Origin of the sequence: Streptomyces pristinaespiralis (assembly GCF_001278075.1) — a bacterium.
Taxonomy (GTDB): domain Bacteria; phylum Actinomycetota; class Actinomycetes; order Streptomycetales; family Streptomycetaceae; genus Streptomyces; species Streptomyces pristinaespiralis.
In genome coordinates, this window is sequence record NZ_CP011340.1 from 3,506,509 (window position 1) to 3,524,822 (window position 18,314).

Annotated in this window: 14 protein-coding genes; 2 read left to right on the forward strand and 12 right to left on the reverse strand. The window is 71.0% G+C overall.

The window, feature by feature from the left end:
- Positions 1-47: 47 nt before the first annotated feature.
- From SPRI_RS14625 to SPRI_RS14670, 10 genes are all read right to left on the reverse strand, one after another.
- Positions 48-446 (reverse strand): cytidine deaminase, encoded by a 399-nt coding sequence (locus SPRI_RS14625; protein WP_005312996.1) that lies wholly within the window; start codon positions 444-446, stop codon positions 48-50.
- A complete protein-coding gene (locus SPRI_RS14630) occupies positions 443-1,711 on the reverse strand; it encodes an ABC transporter permease (RefSeq protein WP_005312998.1) in 1,269 nt (422 codons plus the stop codon). The genes SPRI_RS14625 and SPRI_RS14630 overlap by 4 nt, the downstream gene beginning before the upstream one ends.
- Positions 1,708-2,817 (reverse strand): ABC transporter permease, encoded by a 1,110-nt coding sequence (locus tag SPRI_RS14635; protein WP_005313001.1) that lies wholly within the window; start codon positions 2,815-2,817, stop codon positions 1,708-1,710. Before SPRI_RS14635 ends, SPRI_RS14630 begins: the two co-directional genes overlap by 4 nt.
- On the reverse strand, positions 2,814-4,376 hold the full coding sequence (locus tag SPRI_RS14640) for an ABC transporter ATP-binding protein (protein WP_078535269.1): 1,563 nt from the start codon (positions 4,374-4,376) through the stop codon (positions 2,814-2,816). The genes SPRI_RS14635 and SPRI_RS14640 overlap by 4 nt, the downstream gene beginning before the upstream one ends.
- A gap of 204 nt (positions 4,377-4,580) precedes the next feature.
- On the reverse strand, positions 4,581-5,633 hold the full coding sequence (locus SPRI_RS14645; RefSeq protein ID WP_005313007.1) for a BMP family lipoprotein: 1,053 nt from the start codon (positions 5,631-5,633) through the stop codon (positions 4,581-4,583).
- A gap of 852 nt (positions 5,634-6,485) precedes the next feature.
- On the reverse strand, positions 6,486-7,721 hold the full coding sequence (locus SPRI_RS14650; protein WP_037773912.1) for an amidohydrolase: 1,236 nt from the start codon (positions 7,719-7,721) through the stop codon (positions 6,486-6,488).
- A gap of 206 nt (positions 7,722-7,927) precedes the next feature.
- A complete protein-coding gene (locus SPRI_RS14655; protein ID WP_005313013.1) occupies positions 7,928-8,962 on the reverse strand; it encodes a hypothetical protein in 1,035 nt (344 codons plus the stop codon).
- 768 nt (positions 8,963-9,730) lie between these two features.
- Positions 9,731-10,654, reverse strand: a complete 924-nt coding sequence (locus tag SPRI_RS14660) for an N-acetylneuraminate synthase family protein (RefSeq protein ID WP_005313016.1) — start codon at positions 10,652-10,654, stop codon at positions 9,731-9,733.
- Positions 10,655-10,666: 12 nt separating this feature from the next.
- The gene (locus SPRI_RS14665) at positions 10,667-11,941 is read right to left on the reverse strand and encodes an acylneuraminate cytidylyltransferase (RefSeq protein WP_106428421.1); all 1,275 of its coding nucleotides are present in this window, start codon (positions 11,939-11,941) and stop codon (positions 10,667-10,669) included.
- Positions 11,942-11,987: 46 nt separating this feature from the next.
- On the reverse strand, positions 11,988-13,304 hold the full coding sequence (locus tag SPRI_RS14670; RefSeq protein WP_050791492.1) for a DUF6716 putative glycosyltransferase: 1,317 nt from the start codon (positions 13,302-13,304) through the stop codon (positions 11,988-11,990).
- Between the two features lie 187 nt (positions 13,305-13,491).
- On the opposite strand from SPRI_RS14670, the gene SPRI_RS14675 reads away from it, so the two are divergent.
- Both SPRI_RS14675 and SPRI_RS14680 read left to right on the forward strand, forming a co-directional pair.
- Entirely contained in the window at positions 13,492-14,475 is a 984-nt protein-coding gene (locus tag SPRI_RS14675; protein WP_005313026.1) for a glycosyltransferase family 2 protein, read from the forward strand.
- Positions 14,475-15,806, forward strand: coding sequence for a polysialyltransferase family glycosyltransferase (locus tag SPRI_RS14680; protein WP_053556995.1), 1,332 nt, complete (start codon positions 14,475-14,477; stop codon positions 15,804-15,806). Before SPRI_RS14675 ends, SPRI_RS14680 begins: the two co-directional genes overlap by 1 nt.
- A gap of 64 nt (positions 15,807-15,870) precedes the next feature.
- On the opposite strand, the gene leuE is transcribed toward SPRI_RS14680, so the two are convergent.
- Positions 15,871-16,521, reverse strand: coding sequence for a leucine efflux protein LeuE (gene leuE, locus SPRI_RS14685; RefSeq protein ID WP_005313032.1), 651 nt, complete (start codon positions 16,519-16,521; stop codon positions 15,871-15,873).
- A 51-nt stretch (positions 16,522-16,572) separates the two neighbouring features.
- Positions 16,573-18,153: an acyl-CoA mutase large subunit family protein gene (locus tag SPRI_RS14690; protein ID WP_005313035.1), complete on the reverse strand. Its 1,581-nt coding sequence runs from the start codon at positions 18,151-18,153 to the stop codon at positions 16,573-16,575.
- Positions 18,154-18,314: the final 161 nt, after the last annotated feature.

Genomic DNA, 18,314 nt, shown 5'->3' on the forward strand with positions numbered 1-18,314 from the left:
AAGCGGAAGGGCCGCGGGGTGCCGGGCCGGAAGCCCGGCCGGGCTTCCTAGTCGAGGTGCCCGGGGCCGAAGGCCTGCGGGAGCATCTCGGCGAGCGGCAGGACCCCGCCTGGGGTGTCCAGCAGCAGCTCCGGGCCGCCGAACTCGTACAGCAGCTGACGGCAGCGGCCGCACGGCACCAGCAGCTCGCCCCGGCCGTCCACACAGGTGAAGTGCGTCAGGCGGCCGCCACCGGTCGCCTGGAGCTGCGAGACCAGGCCGCACTCGGCGCACAGGCCGAGCCCGTACGAGGCGTTCTCGACGTTGCAGCCGGTCACCGTGCGGCCGTCGTCGACGAGGGCGGCGACACCGACCGGGAAGCCCGAGTAGGGGGCGTACGCGTGCGACATCGCCTCACGCGCACGTACCCGCAGGGCCTCCCAGTCGAAGCCGGCTTCCGCGCTCACTTGCCCTGGCCCCTGAAGTACGGCTGTCCGTTGGCCTTCGGCATGCGCAGCCGCTGTGCGGACACGGCGAGTACGAGCAGCGTGGCCACGTACGGTGCCGCGTCGACGAACTGGCTCGGGAGCTCGTCCGTGAGCGCGTACCAGGTGAACAGCAGCGCCGAGAAGGCGGCCGAGATCACGGCCCCGACGTACTTCTTCCGGTACAGCTGCCAGACCACCGCGATCAGCAGCAGGATGGCGAGCAGCAGCAGCATCGCGTGGACGTTCACGGCGCCGCCGCGCAGCTTGAGGCTGTCGGTGAAGCCGAACAGGCCGGCTCCCAGCGCCATACCGCCGGGCATCCAGTTACCGAAGATCATGGCGGCGAGACCGATGTAGCCGCGGCCGCCGGTCTGGCCCTCCTGGTAGATGCCGGTGATGATCGCGAGGAACGCGCCACCGAGGCCGGCCAGTCCGCCGGAGACGATGACGGCGATGTACTTGTACTTGTAGACGTTGACACCGAGCGACTCGGCGGCGATCGGGTTCTCACCGCAGGACCGCAGGCGCAGGCCGAACGACGTCCGCCACAGCAGCCACCAGGTGCCGGGGACCAGCAGCAGGGCGACGACGGTGAGCAGCGACAGGTTGGTGACCAGACCGCCCAGCACACCGGCCAGGTCGGAGACGAAGAACCAGTGCTTGGCCTGGAGGTCGCCCAGCCAGTCGGAGAGCCCGGGGATCGTGATCCGCTCGATGGCGTCGATACGCGGCGACTGCTTGGAGGAGCCGCCCTCGGTCTCCGCGAAGGTGAAGTTCGACATGTACCGGGTGAGGCCGGTGGCCAGGATGGTGATGGCCACACCGGAGACGATGTGGTTGACCTTGAACGTCACCGTCATCACCGCGTGCAGCAGACCGCCGAGCGCGCCGCCGGCGATGCCGAGCAGCACACCGGTCCACGGGCCCCACTGGTAGCCCGCCCAGGCGCCGAACCAGGTGCCGAGGATCATCATGCCCTCGAGGCCGATGTTGATCACACCGGCCCGCTCGGCCCACAGACCGCCGAGGCCGGCGAGGCCGATCGGCACGGCCAGCTGGAGCGCGCCGGAGACCTGGCCGACGGAGGTGAGGTCGTCCGCGCCGCTGATCACCCGCACGAGGGAGAACAGCGCCAGGCCGCCCGCGACGATCAGCAGGATCACGGGCAGGGACAGCTTGCGGCGGCCGCCGCCCTTCTTGGGCGCGGTGCTCGCCATGGAGACAGTGCTCGTGGACTCGCTCATGCCGCCGCCACCTCCTTGTTCTTGCGGGCCTGGGCGGCAAGCTCCTCGCCGACCTTCTGCTGCTGGCGGCGGAGCCCGTACTGACGGACCAGCTCGTAGGACACGACGACCGCGATCACGATCAGGCCCTGCATGATCAGCGCCAGTTCCTTCGGGTAACCCTCGAGCCCGATGCCTTCGGCCGTCTTGTCGAGGAAGGCGAAGAGCAGCGAGGCGAAGAGGATGCCGATCGGGTTGTTGCGGCCGAGCAGGGCGATGCCGATGGCGGTGAAGCCGACGCCGACCGGGAAGCTCAGGCTGTAGGTGTGGGTCTGGCCGAGCAGCATCGGCATACCGGCGAGGCCGGCCATGGCGCCGGAGATCAGCATGGCCGTGAGGACCATCTTCTTGGCGTCGACACCGCTCGCCTGGGCGGCGGACTCGCTGGCGCCGGTGGCGCGCAGGTCGAAGCCGAAGCGGGTGCGTCCGAGGACGAACCAGTAGACGATGCCCAGCGCGAAGGCCACGAAGGTGAAGCCGTAGATGGTGCCGCCGTCCAGCGCCAGACCGGGGAACCAGCCGGACTCGGCGATCTCACCGGTGGTCAGGTCGTTGGAACCCTCGGGCCGCACGCCGAGGTTCGCGGGCAGGATCATCCAGGCGATCAGGCTGGTCGCGATGGCGTTGAGCATGATCGTGGAGACGACCTCGCTCACGCCGCGGGTGGTCTTGAGGACTCCCGCGATACCGGCCCAGAAGGCTCCGACGGCCATGGCGACGACCACGATGAGCAGGATGTGCAGCGGGCCGGGCAGCTCCACCGCGGCACCGACGACGGCGGCGAGCATGACCGCGAGGCGGTACTGGCCGTCGACGCCGATGTTGAACAGGTTCATCCGGAAGCCGATGGCGACGGCCAGAGCCGCCAGGTAGTAGATGCCCGTCTGGTTGATGACCAGCACCTGCACATCGGTGAACTCGATCTGCTCCACCATCAGCCGGTACGGCTCGACCGGGCTGAGGTCCGAGAGCAGCAGCACCACCGAGCTGAGCAGGAAGGCCACGACCAGGGCGAGCGCCGGGCCCGCCAGGCCGAGGATCAGCCGGTCCTTGTCGAACTTCTTCATCGGCTCTCACCGTTCTCGTCGTGCTCGAGGTGGCCGGATGCGGCACCGGTCATCGCCGAGCCCAACTCCTCCGGAGTGATCGTCGCGGGGTCGGCGTCCGCGACCAGGCGGCCGCGGTACATGACCCGCAGGGTGTCGGAGAGCCCGATGAGCTCGTCCAGGTCGGCCGAGATCAGCAGGACCGCCAGACCCTCGCGGCGCGCCTCGCGGATCTGGTCCCAGATCTGCGCCTGCGCGCCGACGTCCACGCCACGCGTGGGGTGGGCGGCGATCAGCAGCTTGGGGGCGTGGCTCATCTCGCGGCCGACGATCAGCTTCTGCTGGTTGCCACCGGACAGGGAGGCCGCGGTGACCTCGATCCCGGGGGTGCGCACGTCGTACTCGCGGACGATCCGCTCGGTGTCCTGGCGGGCGGCCTTGAGGTCGAGCAGGCCCTTCTTGCTGTTGGGCGACTCGGTGACGTGGCCGAGGATGCGGTTCTCCCACAGCGTGGACTCGAGCAGCAGCCCGTGCCGGTGCCGGTCCTCGGGGATGTAGCCGATGCCGCCCTCGCGCCGCTTGCGGGTGGGCGCGTGGGAGATGTCGGCGCCGTCGAGGGTGACGACACCCCCGTCGGGGTCGCGCAGGCCGATCAGTGCCTCGATGAGCTCGGTCTGGCCGTTGCCCTCGACGCCGGCGATGCCCATGACCTCGCCCTTGTGGATCGTGAAGCCGATCCCGGCGAGGACCTCGCGGACCACACCGTCGGGGTCGGTCACCGTGAGCCTGAGGTCGTCGACCTTCAACATCGGGACGTCGGTCACCGTCGACTCGCGGGTCTCCGGCGAGGGCAGTTCGCTGCCGACCATCAGCTCGGCGAGCTGCTTGGTCGTGGTGGACTTCGGGTCGGCCGTGCCGACCGTCGTGCCACGGCGGATGACGGTGATCTCGTCGGCGACCGACAGCACCTCCCCCAGCTTGTGGGAGATGAAGATGACGGTCAGTCCCTCGGCCTTGAGCTCGCGGAGGTTGGCGAAGAGAGCGTCGACCTCCTGCGGGACGAGCACGGCGGTCGGCTCGTCGAGGATCAGGGTGCGGGCGCCGCGGTAGAGGACCTTGAGGATCTCCACCCGCTGGCGGTCGGCGACGCCGAGCTGCTCGACGAGGACGTCCGGGCGGACCCCCAGGCCGTACGCGTCGGAGATCTCCTGGATCTTCTTCCGGGCCTTGGCGCCGATGCCGTACAGCTTCTCGCCGCCGAGAACGACGTTCTCCAGGACGGTGAGGTTGTCGGCCAGCATGAAGTGCTGGTGCACCATGCCGATGCCGCGTGCGATGGCGTCGGCGGGGCTCGAGAAGGTGACCTGTTCGCCGTCGACGGTGATGGTTCCCTCGTCCGGCTTCTGCATGCCGTAGAGGATCTTCATCAGGGTCGACTTACCGGCACCGTTCTCACCGACGAGGGCATGCACGGTGCCCTGACGGATCGTGATGTCGATGTCGTGGTTGGCGACGACGCCGGGGAAGCGCTTGGTGATGCCGCGCAGTTCTACGGCGGCAGGAGGGCTGGACGCGTTGATGACGCACTCTCCTTGGCGGGAGGAGCAGGGAGGGCAGGCGGAAGGGGCGGGCTGTGAGTGGCAGGGGGCGGGGCGAAGTTATCGCGCCTGAGCGCCTTCTACGCGCGTAGCGCTCCCGAATACCAAAAACCCGGGGCCGGAAACGGTCCGCGGGCCTTGGGGCTTGCGCCCCGGGGCCCGCGGACTGCGGTTCCGGCCGCTCGGTTACGGAGCGGTCTGGACCTTGACCGTGCCGGCGATGATGTCGGCCTTGGCCTTGTCCACCGCGGCGATGACGTCCGTCATCTTGGTGAAGGCCGGGTTGGAGGTCGACAGGCCCACGCCGTTGTCCTGGAGGCCGTAGCGGACCTCACCGGTCTGCGGCTTGCCGTCCTTGACCGACTTGATCAGGTTGAACACGGCACCCGAGACGTTCTTGGTGACCGAGGTCAGGATCTGGTCCTTGTAGGCGGCCAGACCCTTCTGGTTGTACTGGTCGGAGTCGACGCCGATGGCCCACTTGCCGGCCTTGGCGGTCGCCTCGATCGAGCCGGAGCCCGCGAGACCGGCGGCCGCGTAGATCACGTCGGCGCCCGCGTCGAGCTGGCCCTGCGCGGCGGCCTTGCCGAGGTCCGGCTTCGAGAAGCCACCGAAGTCCGGCGGCTGCGTCAGGTACTGGACCTTGACGTTGACGCCCTGCTTGGTGTCCTTGACGCCCTGGACGAAGCCCGCCTCGAACTTCTTGATCAGCGGGGTCTCCACACCGCCGATGAAGCCGACGGTGTTCGTCTTCGTCACCTTGGCGGCGGCGACACCGGCGAGGTAGGAGCCCTGCTCCTCGTTGAACACCAGGTTGGCGATGTTCGGGCCGGTCTTGGAGGTGTCGTCGATGAGACCGAAGGTCGTCTTCGGGAACTTCGGGGCGACCTCGGCGATGGCGGGCGCGTAGGCGAAACCGACACCGATCACCGGGTTGTTGCCGGCGCGGGCCAGCGCGGTGAGGCGCTGGATCTTGTCCGGGTCACCCTCGCCCTCGCTGGGCTCGGCCTCGCTGCCCGTGATGTCGAGTTCCTTCTCGGCCTTCTCCAGGCCCGCGAAGGCGGCGTCGTTGAACGACTGGTCGCCACGGCCACCGATGTCGTACGCGATGGCGGCCTTGCCGCCGTTGTCTTCCGAGCCGCCCGACTCGGAAGACTTGTTGCCGCCACACGCGGTGGCAGACAGTGCGAGAGCCGCGGACGCGATGCCCACGGTGGCGATCCTGGTGATCCGGCGCACTGGGGGGCTCCTTTAAACCTGACCGAAAGCGCCACTTCCGGCGCTGGGTTCGCGGCGATCGTAACGCGCGTAGATGTCAGTTAAAGACCCGTTCATCAGTCGTTATCGGATCGTCGCGAACAGGCCACGCACCACGGTAGGCCGGGACGGGGGGCGCCGGTCCCCGTGGGGGCTCGGCGTGTCGCGCCATTTCCCGTCCCGGGGGCTTTTCCCCCACCCCGCCCCTTCCCGAAACCGGGGGCTCCGCCCCCGGGCCCCTCCAGTGGAGAGGAAGGTTTCCGTGGGGGCTGACGCCCCCACACCCCCGGCACGGCAGCTTCGCGCCGCGATGCGCTGACGCCCGTTCCCTCCGTGCGTCAGCTCGCACCGCGAGGAGGCGCTGCACGCGCGCCGCGCCACGCGGACCGGGCCGGACCCGACCGAGGTAGGCGCACCACGAGACCGCCGCGCCCTGGGCCGGGCCGGACCCGAACCGGGCCAGGTGCACCACGAGACCGCCGCGCCCAGGGCCGGGCCGTCCCCGAACCGGGCACGGCGCACCACGAGACCGCCGCAGCCACGGACCGGACCCCACCGAAACCGGCGCAGCACGATGGCGCCGCGCCACGCGGGCCGGACCGGACACCTCACCGGAACCGGCGCTGCACGCGCGCGCGCCACGCGGACCGGGCCAGGTGCACCACGCGCCCCGCGGAACCGGGCCGTGCCCGAACCGGACCAGGTGCACCACGAGACCGCCGCGCCCTGGGCCGGGCCGCCCCCAAAACGGGCGCGGCGCACTACGAGACCGCCGCGCCCCGCGGAACCGGGCCGGATCCGATCGGGTCGGGCGCAGTGCGAGGGCGCAGCGGGTCAGAGGGCGATGCGGGCGTCCAGGAGGGCCGCCGCCGTGAAGAGTTCCACGCCCACCGTGATCGCCGACTCGTCCACGTCGAAGTCGCCCCGGTGGAGGTCCCGCCTGACCGTGTCGCCCGGTACCCGCACGCCCAGGCGTGCCATCGCGCCCGGGACGTGCTCCAGGTACCAGGAGAAGTCCTCGCCGCCGAGACTCTGTTCGGTGTCCTCGATCGCATACGTTCCGCGCCGCGCCGTCTGCGCGTCGCGCAGCAGTTCGGTGACGACCGGGTCGTTGACGACGGGCGGCACACCGCGGACGTAGTCGATCTGGGACTTCGCCCGGTGCAGCGTCGCGATCTCGTCGATCGCCGCGTGCACCAGGTCGGGGGCCTCGCGCCAGCCCTCCAGGTCCAGGCACCGCACGGTCCCGGAGAGTTCGGCGTGCTGCGGGATGACGTTGCAGGCGTGGCCGGATTCGATGCGTCCCCAGGTCACGGCGAGACCGGACCGCGCGTCGACGCGGCGCGCGAGCAGCGCGGGCACCTCGGTGACGATCTTCGCCGCCGCCGTGACCAGGTCGGTGGTCAGGTGCGGGCGGGCGGTGTGGCCGCCGGGGCCGTCGAGGGTCACCTCGAGGCGGTCGCAGGCGGAGGTGATGGGTCCGGGCCGGAGCCCGACCGAGCCGGCGTCGACCTTGGGGTCGCAGTGCACGGCGATGATCTTGTTGACACCCTCGAGCACGCCGGATTCGATCGCGTCGGCCGCTCCCCCGGGCAGCACTTCCTCCGCGGGCTGGAAGATCAGCCGGACGGGCTGGGGCAGCAGCCCCTGCCGGTCGAGATCGGCGAGCACGAGCCCTGCTCCGAGCGCGACGGTGGTGTGCACGTCGTGGCCGCAGGCGTGGGCGCGGTCGGGCACGGTGGAGCGGTAGGGGACGCCGGTCTTGGTGTCGGGGATGGGGAGTGCGTCGATGTCGGCGCGGATGGCGAAGAAGGGCCGTACGGTGCCCGGAGCCGGCGTACCGATGTCGCAGATCAGGCCGGTGCCGGCGGCGAGGACCCGGGGCTCGAGCCCGGCCTGCTCGAGGCGTGCCTTGATCACGGCGGTGGTGCGGAACTCCTGGTTGCCGAGCTCCGGATGCATGTGCAAGTCGCGCCGGAACGCGATCAGTTCGGCACGCAGCGACTCGGACAGCGTGCCGGGCAGTGCGACTGCGCCGGGCCGTTCGACTTCTTCGGACTCGCGGGACATCAACTGGTTCACCCAGTGAAGGGTATGCCCCTTCATGCCTCAACTGCCGTGCGATCAACAAAACATCAGCCACACAGGGGACAGAATTCTGCGCTCACGGCGGTTCGCCGCTCGCGGCAGTGGGTAAACTCACGCGGCTCGCTCTTGAGTCGATCTTTCCTTTCCGGACGGTGCTCGTCCGCTCACTGCCGCTCCTCCTCGGCTCTTCAAGCCGGCGCCGGCAGCCGCCGCACATCGCGGGCGGTGCCGGTGACGCCTGCCAGGAAGCCCTGCGCGCGCGGTGAGGCGTTCTCCCTGAGCCATTCGGGTGCGATGTCGCAGACCGCCACCTGGATCCCCGTGCCCGCCAGGGCCAACGGCAGCGTGTGGACGACGGTGGAGGGAAAGCTCAGGACCGTTGCTCCGATCGGGCCGCGCCGGGCGATCAGCTCGAGGGGAAGTTCCGGGCGGACCACCTCCAGGCCGGTCTCGACCGCGAGCCGGTGCAGTTTGTCCGCGCTCTCCCTGCGGTGCGCGAAGTAGCGGGTCGCGCCGTGGGCGCGGGCGAGGGCGGAGACCGCCTCCAGGTACTGCCCGAGGTCGACGACGCCGGTCTCCACCAGGGAGGTGCCGACCATGTCCGCGCCGCGGGTGATCGTCGGCGGGCCGAAACGCGCCCGGGTCCAGGCGAAGTCGTTCCGCGTGACCGTGATCCCCGGCGGCGGCTCGACGGGCATCGAGGTGAACACCTCGACCGACCGGGTCCTCGACGGGGCGAGCCGGCGCCGGGCCAGGAAGGTGACCGGGGCGAGCACCAGCTCGCGCGGCCCGCGGCGGCTGCCGCGCCGGTGCCAGCGCACCAGCTGCTCCCCGCGTGAGACCTGTGCGACGAACTCCATGGTCGCCGTGCCGTCGTCCACGACGGTGACGTCCTTCCTGCCGACCAGCGTCAGCAGGAGCTGTACGTAGCGGGAGAACGGGTCGCCTATGACGATCCGCTCCGCGCGGCGCAGTATCGGGCCGAGCTCGCGCACGGTGCGCAGCGGGGCGCCCATGCCGCCGCGCGCCTCCTGCCAGCGGACGGCGAAGCCCGCGTCCCGGGCCAGTTCCGCCATCCGGCGGAGCTGGCCGCGCGACATGGGGTCCGTGGGCGAGAGCACGACCACGGTGAGATCGCCGGGACCGGGTACGGCCGGCGTGGCGTGGGCCCACTCCAGGACGTTCAGGAGCTGGACCGGACTCTCGACGAAGGCGAGATTCACTGGTTGTCACCTCGTGATGCCGGGCCGGCCTTCAGCCGGGTCCGTGGCTGACCACCCCGCAGGGCGCTGGTGGATTGCTGCGCGCGGCCGCCGGCCACGACGCGGATGTCGACGGCCGGGACGCCCCCGACCGGAACCGGCCCCGCCGGAACCCGTCCGCCAGGACCGTGTCCGACAGAACCGTGTCCGACAGGACCGGCTACGCCAGGACGGGATACGCCAGGACCGGGTACGTCAGAACCGTGTCCGTCAGAACCGGCTACGCCAGGACGGGATGCGCCAGGACCGGGTACGCCCGGTCCCGCCAGGACCCGACCACCCGGAAGCGGTCCGACCAGGGACGCCAGGGCCCGTCCGTCAGGGCCGGGCCCATCAGGACCCGCGTGGCCCTGGACGCCGGCCCCGGGTCCGACCGAGAACATCGGGGCTCCGCCCCGGACAGACCCGTCCGGGAACACAGGAGCCCCGCCGCCGGTCACGGCTCCGGTCGAGGACACGGGAACCCATCCGCCGGAACGGGATCCACCCGGAAGCGGTCCGACCAGGGACACCTGGGCCTGTCCGTCAGGGCCGGCCCCATCAGGGCCCGCGTGGCCCTGGCCGCCAGGACCGGGTCCGTCCGGGAGCACCCCGACCCGGTCGCCCCGAAGGGGGCCGGCCTGGAGAGCCGGGCGGCGGTGCGCGGCGGCGGCCGTGCCGGGTCCGGCGGCGGCCGTGCCGGGTCCGGCGGCGGGCGGACGGGGTCCGCCCGCCGCGGACGCCCGGTGGTCAGACCGCGGCCGGCTCACGGTCGCCCGCCTCGGCGACGACACCGGCGACGCGGCGCAGCTTCTTCATCGGCGCGAGCTCGGAGTCGTAGACCTTCTTGACGCCGTCGCCGAGCGCGGCCTCGATGGTGCGGATGTCGCGGACCAGGCGGGTGAGGCCCTGCGGCTCGACGGAGGCGGCCTGGTCGGAGCCCCACATGGCGCGGTCGAGGGTGATGTGGCGCTCGACGAACGCGGCGCCGAGGGCGACGGCGGCGAGGGTGGTCTGCAGACCGGTCTCGTGGCCGGAGTAGCCGATCGGGACGTTCGGGTACTCGTCCTTGAGGGTGTTGATGACCCGCAGGTTCAGCTCCTCCGCCTTGGCCGGGTAGGTGGAGGTGGCGTGGCAGAGCAGGATGTTGTCGCTGCCGAGGACCTCGACGGCGTGGCGGATCTGCTTCGGCGTCGACATGCCGGTGGAGAGGATGACGGTCTTGCCGGTGGCGCGCAGGGCGCGCAGCAGCTCGTCGTCGGTGAGCGACGCGGAGGCCACCTTGTGGGCGGGGACGTCGAACTTCTCGAGGAAGGCGACGGCCTCGGTGTCCCACGGGGAGGCGAACCAGTCGATGCCGCGCTCCTTGCAGTGCTCGTCGATCCGGCGGTACTCGTCCTCGCCGAACTCCACGCGGTGGCGGTAGTCGATGTACGTCATCCGGCCCCAGGGGGTGTCGCGCTCGATGTCCCACTGGTCGCGCGGGGTGCAGATCTCGGGGGTGCGCTTCTGGAACTTGACGGCGTCGCAGCCGGCCTCGGCCGCGGCGTCGATCAGGGCGAAGGCGTTGTCCAGGTCGCCGTTGTGGTTGATGCCGATCTCGCCGGTGACGTAGACGGGGTGGCCGGGGCCCGCGATCTTGTTGCCGAGGGCGCGCAGACGGGACGTGCTCATGGGGGTGGTTCCTTACTTCTTCGGGGACATGGGGGCGGGTTCAGGGGTGTTGAGCGTCGGGCCGAGGAGCCAGGCGGCGATCTCACGGATCGCCCCCTCGCCGCCGGGCGTGGCAGTGACGGCACGGGCGGCGGCGCGTACGGAGTCGTGCGCACTCGCGACGGCCACGGGCCAGCCGACGAGGTGGAAGCACGGAAGGTCGTTGACGTCGTTGCCGACGTAGAGCACCCGCTCGGGTGCGAGGCCCCGCTCCTCGCACCACTGCTCGAGTGCGAGGTCCTTGCGGTCGATGCCGTGCAGGACGGGGACCTTGAGCTTGTGGGCGCGGGCGGCGACGACCGGGTTCTGCTCGGTGGACAGGATCAGCAGTTCCAGGCCGGCCTTGCGCAGATGGGCGACGCCGAGGCCGTCTCCGCGGTGGACGGAGACGATCTCGCGGCCGTCCGCGTCGATGAGGACCCGGTCGTCGGTCTGGGTGCCGTCGAAGTCGAGGACGACGGCGTCGATGTCCTCGCGGCGGGGTACCGCGGCGGTGTCGAGCAGCGGCGCCAGCGCGCGGGCACGGGCGAGATCGTGCGGGTCGTCGACCTCGAGGACCCGCGCCGGATCGGTGTGCACCAGCGCGGTGCGGCCGAAGAACCGGTGGCCCGCCTCGCGGAAGCCGGCCGCGGACATGGCGTACGCGGCTCCGGTCTCCAGGAAGTCCTGCGGGCGGTCCTGGCGGCGCGGCCGGAACGAGGAGTCGTGGTTGACGCCGTATCCGGAGCCGGTGGCCGTGGTGGTGTCGACGAGTACGGACCCGCCGCCCACCTGCTCCGCGCTGTTGCCGGCGGGGGCGGCCGCCTCGTCGGCCTCGCGCCACACGAAGCCGTGGAAGGGCGCGACGGTCACCGCGCTGTCGGCGCCGTCCAGGGCGACGGCGCGGGCGACGCCCTCGATGTCCTCCCGGGAGATGAAGGGGCTGGTGCACTGCACGAGCAGCACCACGTCGACGGGTGCGCCGTGCACGGCCTCGTGCGCGTCCATGGCGTGCAGGACGGCCGACTCGCTGGTGGCGGTGTCGCCCGCGATGGCCGCGGGCCGCAGCACGACCTCGGCGCCGGCTCCACGGGCGACGGCCGCGATGCCGGGGTCGTCGGTGGAGACCGCGACATGGGTGACCAGCGGGGCGTCGAGGCAGGCGCGGACGGCCCGCGCGACGAGCGGTACGCCGCCGACCGCGGCCAGGTTCTTGGCCGGGACGCCCTTCGATCCCCCTCGGGCGGGGATCACGGCGAGAACGGTCATCGGTGGCTCCTGACGCATCGGGACGGGAAGCGGGAAGGACGGGCGGTCACAGCTCGCCCATCCGTCGGATGACGGGGGCGACGCGCTGCACGCCGTGGCGGTACGCGCCGCGCGCCGCCCGGCGTACGGTGTCGCGCACCATCCGCCGTACGCCGGTGGCCTCCGCCTTCGGGGCGGCGCCGGCCAGCGGTGTGCCGTCCGGGGCGAGGTGGTGGCGGGCGAGCAGACCGGGCAGGTATCCGGGCGCGGTGGCCGGCGTGTAGTACGGGGCGATCGCCGGGAGCCGGGGCAGGAGGAGCAGTTCGGCGACCCGCTTGCGGGCCTCGTCGAAGGCGCTCTCGTACGAGCTGTCCGCGGCGACGCCCTGCCGCGACAGCCATTCGGCGTCGGGGGTGGGGCGGTGGCCGCCGTCGAGCCGGTCCCAGGAGGCGAGCAGCCCGGAGCCGAGGAAGTGGTGGTTGCCGAGCGCCTCGCGCACTCCGAGGTCGGTCAGCACGGCGGTGGGGATGCGGCGGTGGAGCGCCTCGAGCGCGGCGGTGGACGACACGGTGACCAGCAGGTCGGTGCGGTCCAGTACCTCGCCCATGTTCCCGTACACGGGGCGGAAGTTGGGCGGAAGTCCGCCGGGCAGCTTCTCCGCGAGCTTCTGGTACGGGATCTCTTCGAGGTGGGTGGTGTGCTCGCCCGGCTTGGAGCGCAGCTTCAGCAGCACCTCGCGTTCCGGGTGCAGCCGGGCGTGCTCGACGAGCCTGCGCAGAAGGTAGGCACGGTCCGCGCGGGACTCCGGTACGGACGGCTGGACGGCGAACACGACGGTGTCGCGGCCTTCCTCCGGCCGGTACGGCGCCCCGCCGAGGAAGGGCAGCGCGGCCTCGGTGACGGAGCCGGCGTCGGCGCCCACTCCCTCGTAGACGGCGCGGAAACGCGCCGCGTCGTGGCGGGAGTTGGCCAGCACGACGTCTGCGCCGTGCCGCAGCAGCAGTCCGTCGGACAGCTTCTCGTAGACGACACCGACGTAGCCGGTGACGACGACGGGCCGCTGTTCCCGGCCGAGTGCGGCGAGGCCGTGCAGCATGGCCTGGACGCCGCCGCCGACGAGCGCGAGGACGACGATGTCGTAGGACCCGTCCCTCATCGCCCGCAGGAACTCGTTCCCCGTCACCTCGCGCAACTCGTCGGCGCTCACGCCGACCTCCGCGAGCTGGCGGGCGGTGGGTGTGGCCCGGCCGCGCAGCAGGAAGCCGCTCAGCTCGACGGAGGTGCTCGGCGCGATGCGGCGCGCGGTGAGCGCACCCCATTTCCACCGGGTGTCGGAATCGGCGAGTACGGCGACCCGTACGGCCTCGCTGGTACTTGTTGGCACGTCGAGGACGTTAGAAAGGCATGTGGTTTGACGGCCCAACTCGGCAGCAACAAAGGGTTAACAGGACACCTACGGACGGCGAAGCAGGCCGGGGAACGGGTCGGTTAACAAGCTCGTCGCCCTACGTTCACCTGACATCCTCGTATGCGTCGATGCGAATGCCGAGCGCACCCCTAGCGTCACGCGGGTGGTTAAGCTCTCCGTCATCGTGCCGTTCTACAACGTGCAGACATATGCCCCCGACACACTGCGAAGCCTTCGCGCGAACGCCCGCGCCGACTTCGAGTTCGTGCTCGTCGACGACTGTTCGACGGACGGGACTCCGGAGATCCTGGAGCGCGCGGAACGTGAGCTGCCGGGCGCGGTTCTGATCAGACACGAACGCAACGGTGGGCTCGCGACCGCCCGCAACACCGGTCTGGACGCGGCCGGCGGTCAGTACCTCACCTTCTTCGACGGCGACGACTGGCTGGCGCCCGGCCACTTCGAGCACCTGCTGGACGCCATGGAGCACCTGGGGTGCGACTTCGTCCGCACCGACCATGTGCAGTGCACGGGACGGTCCCGTTCCATCCACCGGGTGCCCGTCGGCCGGCGCGGGGAGGTGCTGCGTCCGCGGGACGTGATCCTGCCCGCCTCCCGCTCGACCGCCGTCGACTACCCGTACGCCTGGGCCGGGATGTACCACCGGCGGCTCGTGGACCGCGGGCTGCTGCACTTCACGCACGGATTGCGCACCGCGGAGGACCGGCCGTGGATATGGCGGCTGCACCGGGAAGCGGATTCTTTCGCCGCGATCAGCCACCTGGGCATTTTCTACCGGCGCGGGATCGCTTCCTCGCTCACTCAGATCGGTGACATCAGGCAGCTCGATTTCATCAAGGCATTCGACCAGGTGATCGAGGAAACGGCCAAGGACGCCGACGCGGAAAGGCTGCTGCCCAAGGCGGTCCGCACCTATTGCGCGGTCATTTCCCATCACCTGGGATCCATCGAAAGGTACGAACCGGCCGTGGCACGGAAATTGCGCACGATGAGCGCGGCCGCGCTGAAGCGCATGCCGCAGGACGTGCTGAACGAGGCCATCGACTCCATGGACGCCGACCGCGCCTCGCGGCTGCGCAAGGTCCGCCGCCGGCCCGCCCCCCTCTCCGTGGAGGCGGCAGTCTGATGGCCACGACCCAGATCTTCTTCGCCTCCTCCCTCTACGGCGCGGCGACGCTCGCCGCGGCGATCGACAGCGGCAGCTTCACCACCGCCGACCGCCGGCTGCTGCTGGTCTCCAACAATGCGGCGATACCGGAGACGACACCGGCCCTCGACGAGATGGCCGGCTTCGAGCGGCTGCGCGACCGCTTCGACGATGTCCTCTCCTGGAACGCCACCATCGCGCCCTTCCACCCCGGCGGTTGGGCGCCCCGCGGCGACGACCTGCCCCTGTGGGAGCGGTATCTGCGGCAGCTGTGGGACCTGGGCGACGACCGGATCGAGCTCGCCGTCGAATCCGTCCAGGTCAATCCGGCGCTGGCGGTCGCGCAGCTCTTCCCCGACGCGGCGCTGGACGTCTACGCGGACGGGCTGATGAGCTACGGCCCCACCCGCAACAAGATCGACCCGCTGGTCGGCGAGCGGGTGCGGCGGCTGCTGCACCTCGACCTGGTGCCCGGCCTGAGGCCGCTGCTGCTCGCGGAGTTCGGCGTGGAGCCGCAGCTCGTGCCGACCGAGGCCTTCGTCAAGGTCGTCGGCGAGCTCTCCGACGCCGTGCCGGACGCCTGCGCCGGCGTACAGGAGGGTCCGGCACTGCTCCTCGGCCAGTACCTCGCGGCCCTGGGCATCCTGACGCCGGTGGAGGAGGAGGGCCTCCACGTCCGCATGCTGGCGGGCGCGGCCGCGCTCGGGCACCGCCGCATCGTCTTCAAGCCGCACCCGACGGCGCCGGCCGCGTGGACGCGGACGCTGGAGCGCCGGGCGGCGTCCCTCGGTGTCGAACTGACCGTGCTGGAGCGGCCGGTGCTCGCGGAGGTGCTGTTCAAGCAGATGCGGCCGGCGCTGGTGGCGGGATGCTTCTCGACCGCCCTGTTCACGGCGGGCACCTTCTACGGCATCCCGGTCGCCCGGATCGGCACGGAGCCGCTCCTCGACCGGCTCAGCCCGTACCAGAACAGCAACCGGGTGCCGCTGACGATCGCCGACGCGCTGCTGCCGGACCTGGCGGCGGGCGGGACGGGCGCACCCGCCGCGGCGGACGGGCGATTCGCCGGTCTGCTCTCCGCGGTGGGCTTCGTGATGCAGCCGAAGCTGCGGGCGGACCTGCGGCCGGCGGCCGAACGCCATCTGCGCGACCACCTCGACGCGGGCACGGCCCGCTACTTCAAACGCCGCCGTCTGACGGTGCTCGGGCTGCCGGGGGGTGTGCCGCTGCCCCGCAACAGGGCGGTACGGAGGGTGGTGCGGGGGCGGCGGATGCGGAGGGTGCTGAAGCGGGTGGTGGCGTTGGGGTGAGGCCCCGGGCGCCCCGAGCCCCGAACGCCGGCGAGGCCGACGTGGGGCCCGGGGTGGGGGAAGGTCACGTGCCGCTGAGGGAGAGCTTCACCGCGAAGCCCAGGAACAGCGCTCCCGCCGCCGACGTCGCGCCCGCCGACAGGCGGCGCCTGCGGCGGAACGCGGCCGCGAGGTGGGTGCCGGTGAAGATCAGGACGCTCAGGTAGAGGACGCTCGCCAGCTGCGCCAGCGCGCCGAGCACCGTGAAGGAGAGCGCGGGGTACGCGTACGCCGGGTCGACGAACTGCACGAAGAAGGCGATGAAGAACAGGATCGCCTTCGGGTTGAGCAGACTGATCACGAACGCCTTGCGGAAGGGCCGCTCCGCCGCCGGGACGTCGGTGGTGACCTCGTCGGCGGTCCGCTCGCCGCGGGTGCGCCACATCGACCAGGCCGCGCGCAGCATCCCGATCGCCAGCCAGGTCAGATAGCCGGCGCCGGCGTATTTCACGATCCCGAACAGCACCGCGTTGGCCTGGAGCAGCGAGGCCACGCCCGCGGCCGACAGCACCATCAGGACGGTGTCGCCGCACCACACACCGGCGGCGGCCTGGTAGCCCGTACGCACACCGCGGCGCGCGGCGACGGAGAGCACGTACAGAGAATTCGGTCCTGGCAGCAGGACGATCAGGACGAGTCCTGCGAGATAGGTCGGAAGATCGGTGACACCCAGCATGGGGCGGAGTGTCGCACATCGGTACGACACTCCGCCTTTGTGTTCCGTATGTCAGAAAGCGTCGGTGGGGACGTACGTGCCCCACACCTCGCGCAGCGCGTTGCAGACCTCGCCGACGGTGGCACGCGCCTTCAGCGCGTCCTTCATCGGGTAGAGGACGTTGTCCGTGCCTTCCGCGGCCTTCTTCAGCTCCGCGAGCGCCGTGTCCACCGCCGCCTGGTCGCGCTCCGCGCGCAGCTTCGCCAGCCGCTGCGCCTGCTGGGCCTCGATCGCGGGGTCGACCCGCAGCGGCTCGTACGGCTCCTCGGTGTCCAGCGTGTAGCGGTTGACGCCGACGACGACGCGCTCGCCGGAGTCGGTCTCCTGGGCGATGCGGTAGGCGCTGCGCTCGATCTCGTTCTTCTGGAAGCCCTGTTCGATGGCGTTGACCGCACCGCCGAGGTCCTCGACGCGTTCCATGAGGGCGAGCGCTGCGGCTTCGACGTCGTCCGTCATCTTCTCCACGACGTACGACCCGGCGAAGGGGTCGACGGTGGCGGTCACGTCGGTCTCGTACGCGAGGACCTGCTGGGTGCGCAGCGCGAGGCGGGCGGACTTGTCCGTCGGCAGGGCGATGGCCTCGTCGAAGGAGTTGGTGTGCAGGGACTGGGTGCCGCCGAGGACGGCCGCGAGGCCCTGGACGGCGACGCGCACCAGGTTCACCTCGGGCTGCTGCGCGGTGAGCTGCACACCCGCGGTCTGGGTGTGGAAGCGCAGCATCAGCGACTTCGGGTTCTTGGCGCCGAACTCCTCCTTCATCACCCGGGCCCAGATGCGGCGGGCCGCACGGAACTTGGCGACCTCTTCGAGGATGGTCGTCCGTGCGACGAAGAAGAAGGACAGCCGGGGGGCGAAGTCGTCGACGTCCATGCCGGCGGCGACGGCGGTGCGGACGTACTCGATGCCGTCGGCGAGCGTGAACGCGATCTCCTGCGCGGGCGAGGCGCCGGCCTCGGCCATGTGGTAGCCGGAGATCGAGATGGTGTTCCACTTCGGGATCTCGGCCTTGCAGTACTTGAAGATGTCCGCGATGAGCCGCAGGGACGGCTTGGGCGGGAAGATGTAGGTGCCGCGGGCGATGTACTCCTTGAGCACGTCGTTCTGGATCGTGCCGGTGAGCTTGTCCGCGGGGACGCCCTGCTCCTCGCCGACGAGTTGGTAGAGGAGGAGCAGCAGAGCGGCGGGCGCGTTGATCGTCATGGACGTGGAGACCTTGTCCAGCGGGATCCCGCCGAACAGCACCCGCATGTCGTCGATCGAGTCGATGGCGACGCCGACCTTGCCGACCTCGCCGTGGGCGATGGGCGCGTCGGAGTCGTGGCCCATCTGGGTCGGCAGGTCGAAGGCGACGGACAGGCCCATCGTGCCGTTGGCGATCAGCTGCTTGTAGCGGGCGTTGGACTCGACGGCCGTGCCGAAGCCGGCGTACTGGCGCATCGTCCAGGGCCGGCCGGTGTACATCGACGGATACACGCCACGGGTGAAGGGGTACTCACCGGGCCCGCCCAGCTTCTCCGCCGGGTCCCAGCCTTCCAGGTCCGCCGGTCCGTACACCGGCTCGATGGGCAGTCCCGACTCGGACTCGCGCGCCATGTGACTGTGCCTCCCGCTGGGCTACTGACAGGTAACAAACCTTTGCGACGGACTGTAGCGGCGGGCGTGCGAGGGATGGAGAGCCACGCCCTGGGACCTTGCTCACAGCCCGTACCGGCGAAGCCGCTCGTGGCCCGCTCGTCCCCGAACCGTTACCCCCA

What these genes read in the sequence shown, in the direction of transcription:
- SPRI_RS14630 (WP_005312998.1), bottom strand. Translation starts at nt 1,711, where the DNA reads ATGAGCGAGTCCACGAGCACTGTCTCCATGGCGAGCACCGCGCCCAAG.
- SPRI_RS14635 (WP_005313001.1), bottom strand. Translation starts at nt 2,817, where the DNA reads ATGAAGAAGTTCGACAAGGACCGGCTGATCCTCGGCCTGGCGGGCCCG.
- SPRI_RS14650 (WP_037773912.1), bottom strand. Translation starts at nt 7,721, where the DNA reads ATGTCCCGCGAGTCCGAAGAAGTCGAACGGCCCGGCGCAGTCGCACTG.
- SPRI_RS14660 (WP_005313016.1), bottom strand. Translation starts at nt 10,654, where the DNA reads ATGAGCACGTCCCGTCTGCGCGCCCTCGGCAACAAGATCGCGGGCCCC.
- SPRI_RS14665 (WP_106428421.1), bottom strand. Translation starts at nt 11,941, where the DNA reads ATGACCGTTCTCGCCGTGATCCCCGCCCGAGGGGGATCGAAGGGCGTC.
- SPRI_RS14680 (WP_053556995.1), top strand. Translation starts at nt 14,475, where the DNA reads ATGGCCACGACCCAGATCTTCTTCGCCTCCTCCCTCTACGGCGCGGCG.
- leuE (WP_005313032.1), bottom strand. Translation starts at nt 16,521, where the DNA reads ATGCTGGGTGTCACCGATCTTCCGACCTATCTCGCAGGACTCGTCCTG.
- SPRI_RS14690 (WP_005313035.1), bottom strand. Translation starts at nt 18,153, where the DNA reads ATGGCGCGCGAGTCCGAGTCGGGACTGCCCATCGAGCCGGTGTACGGA.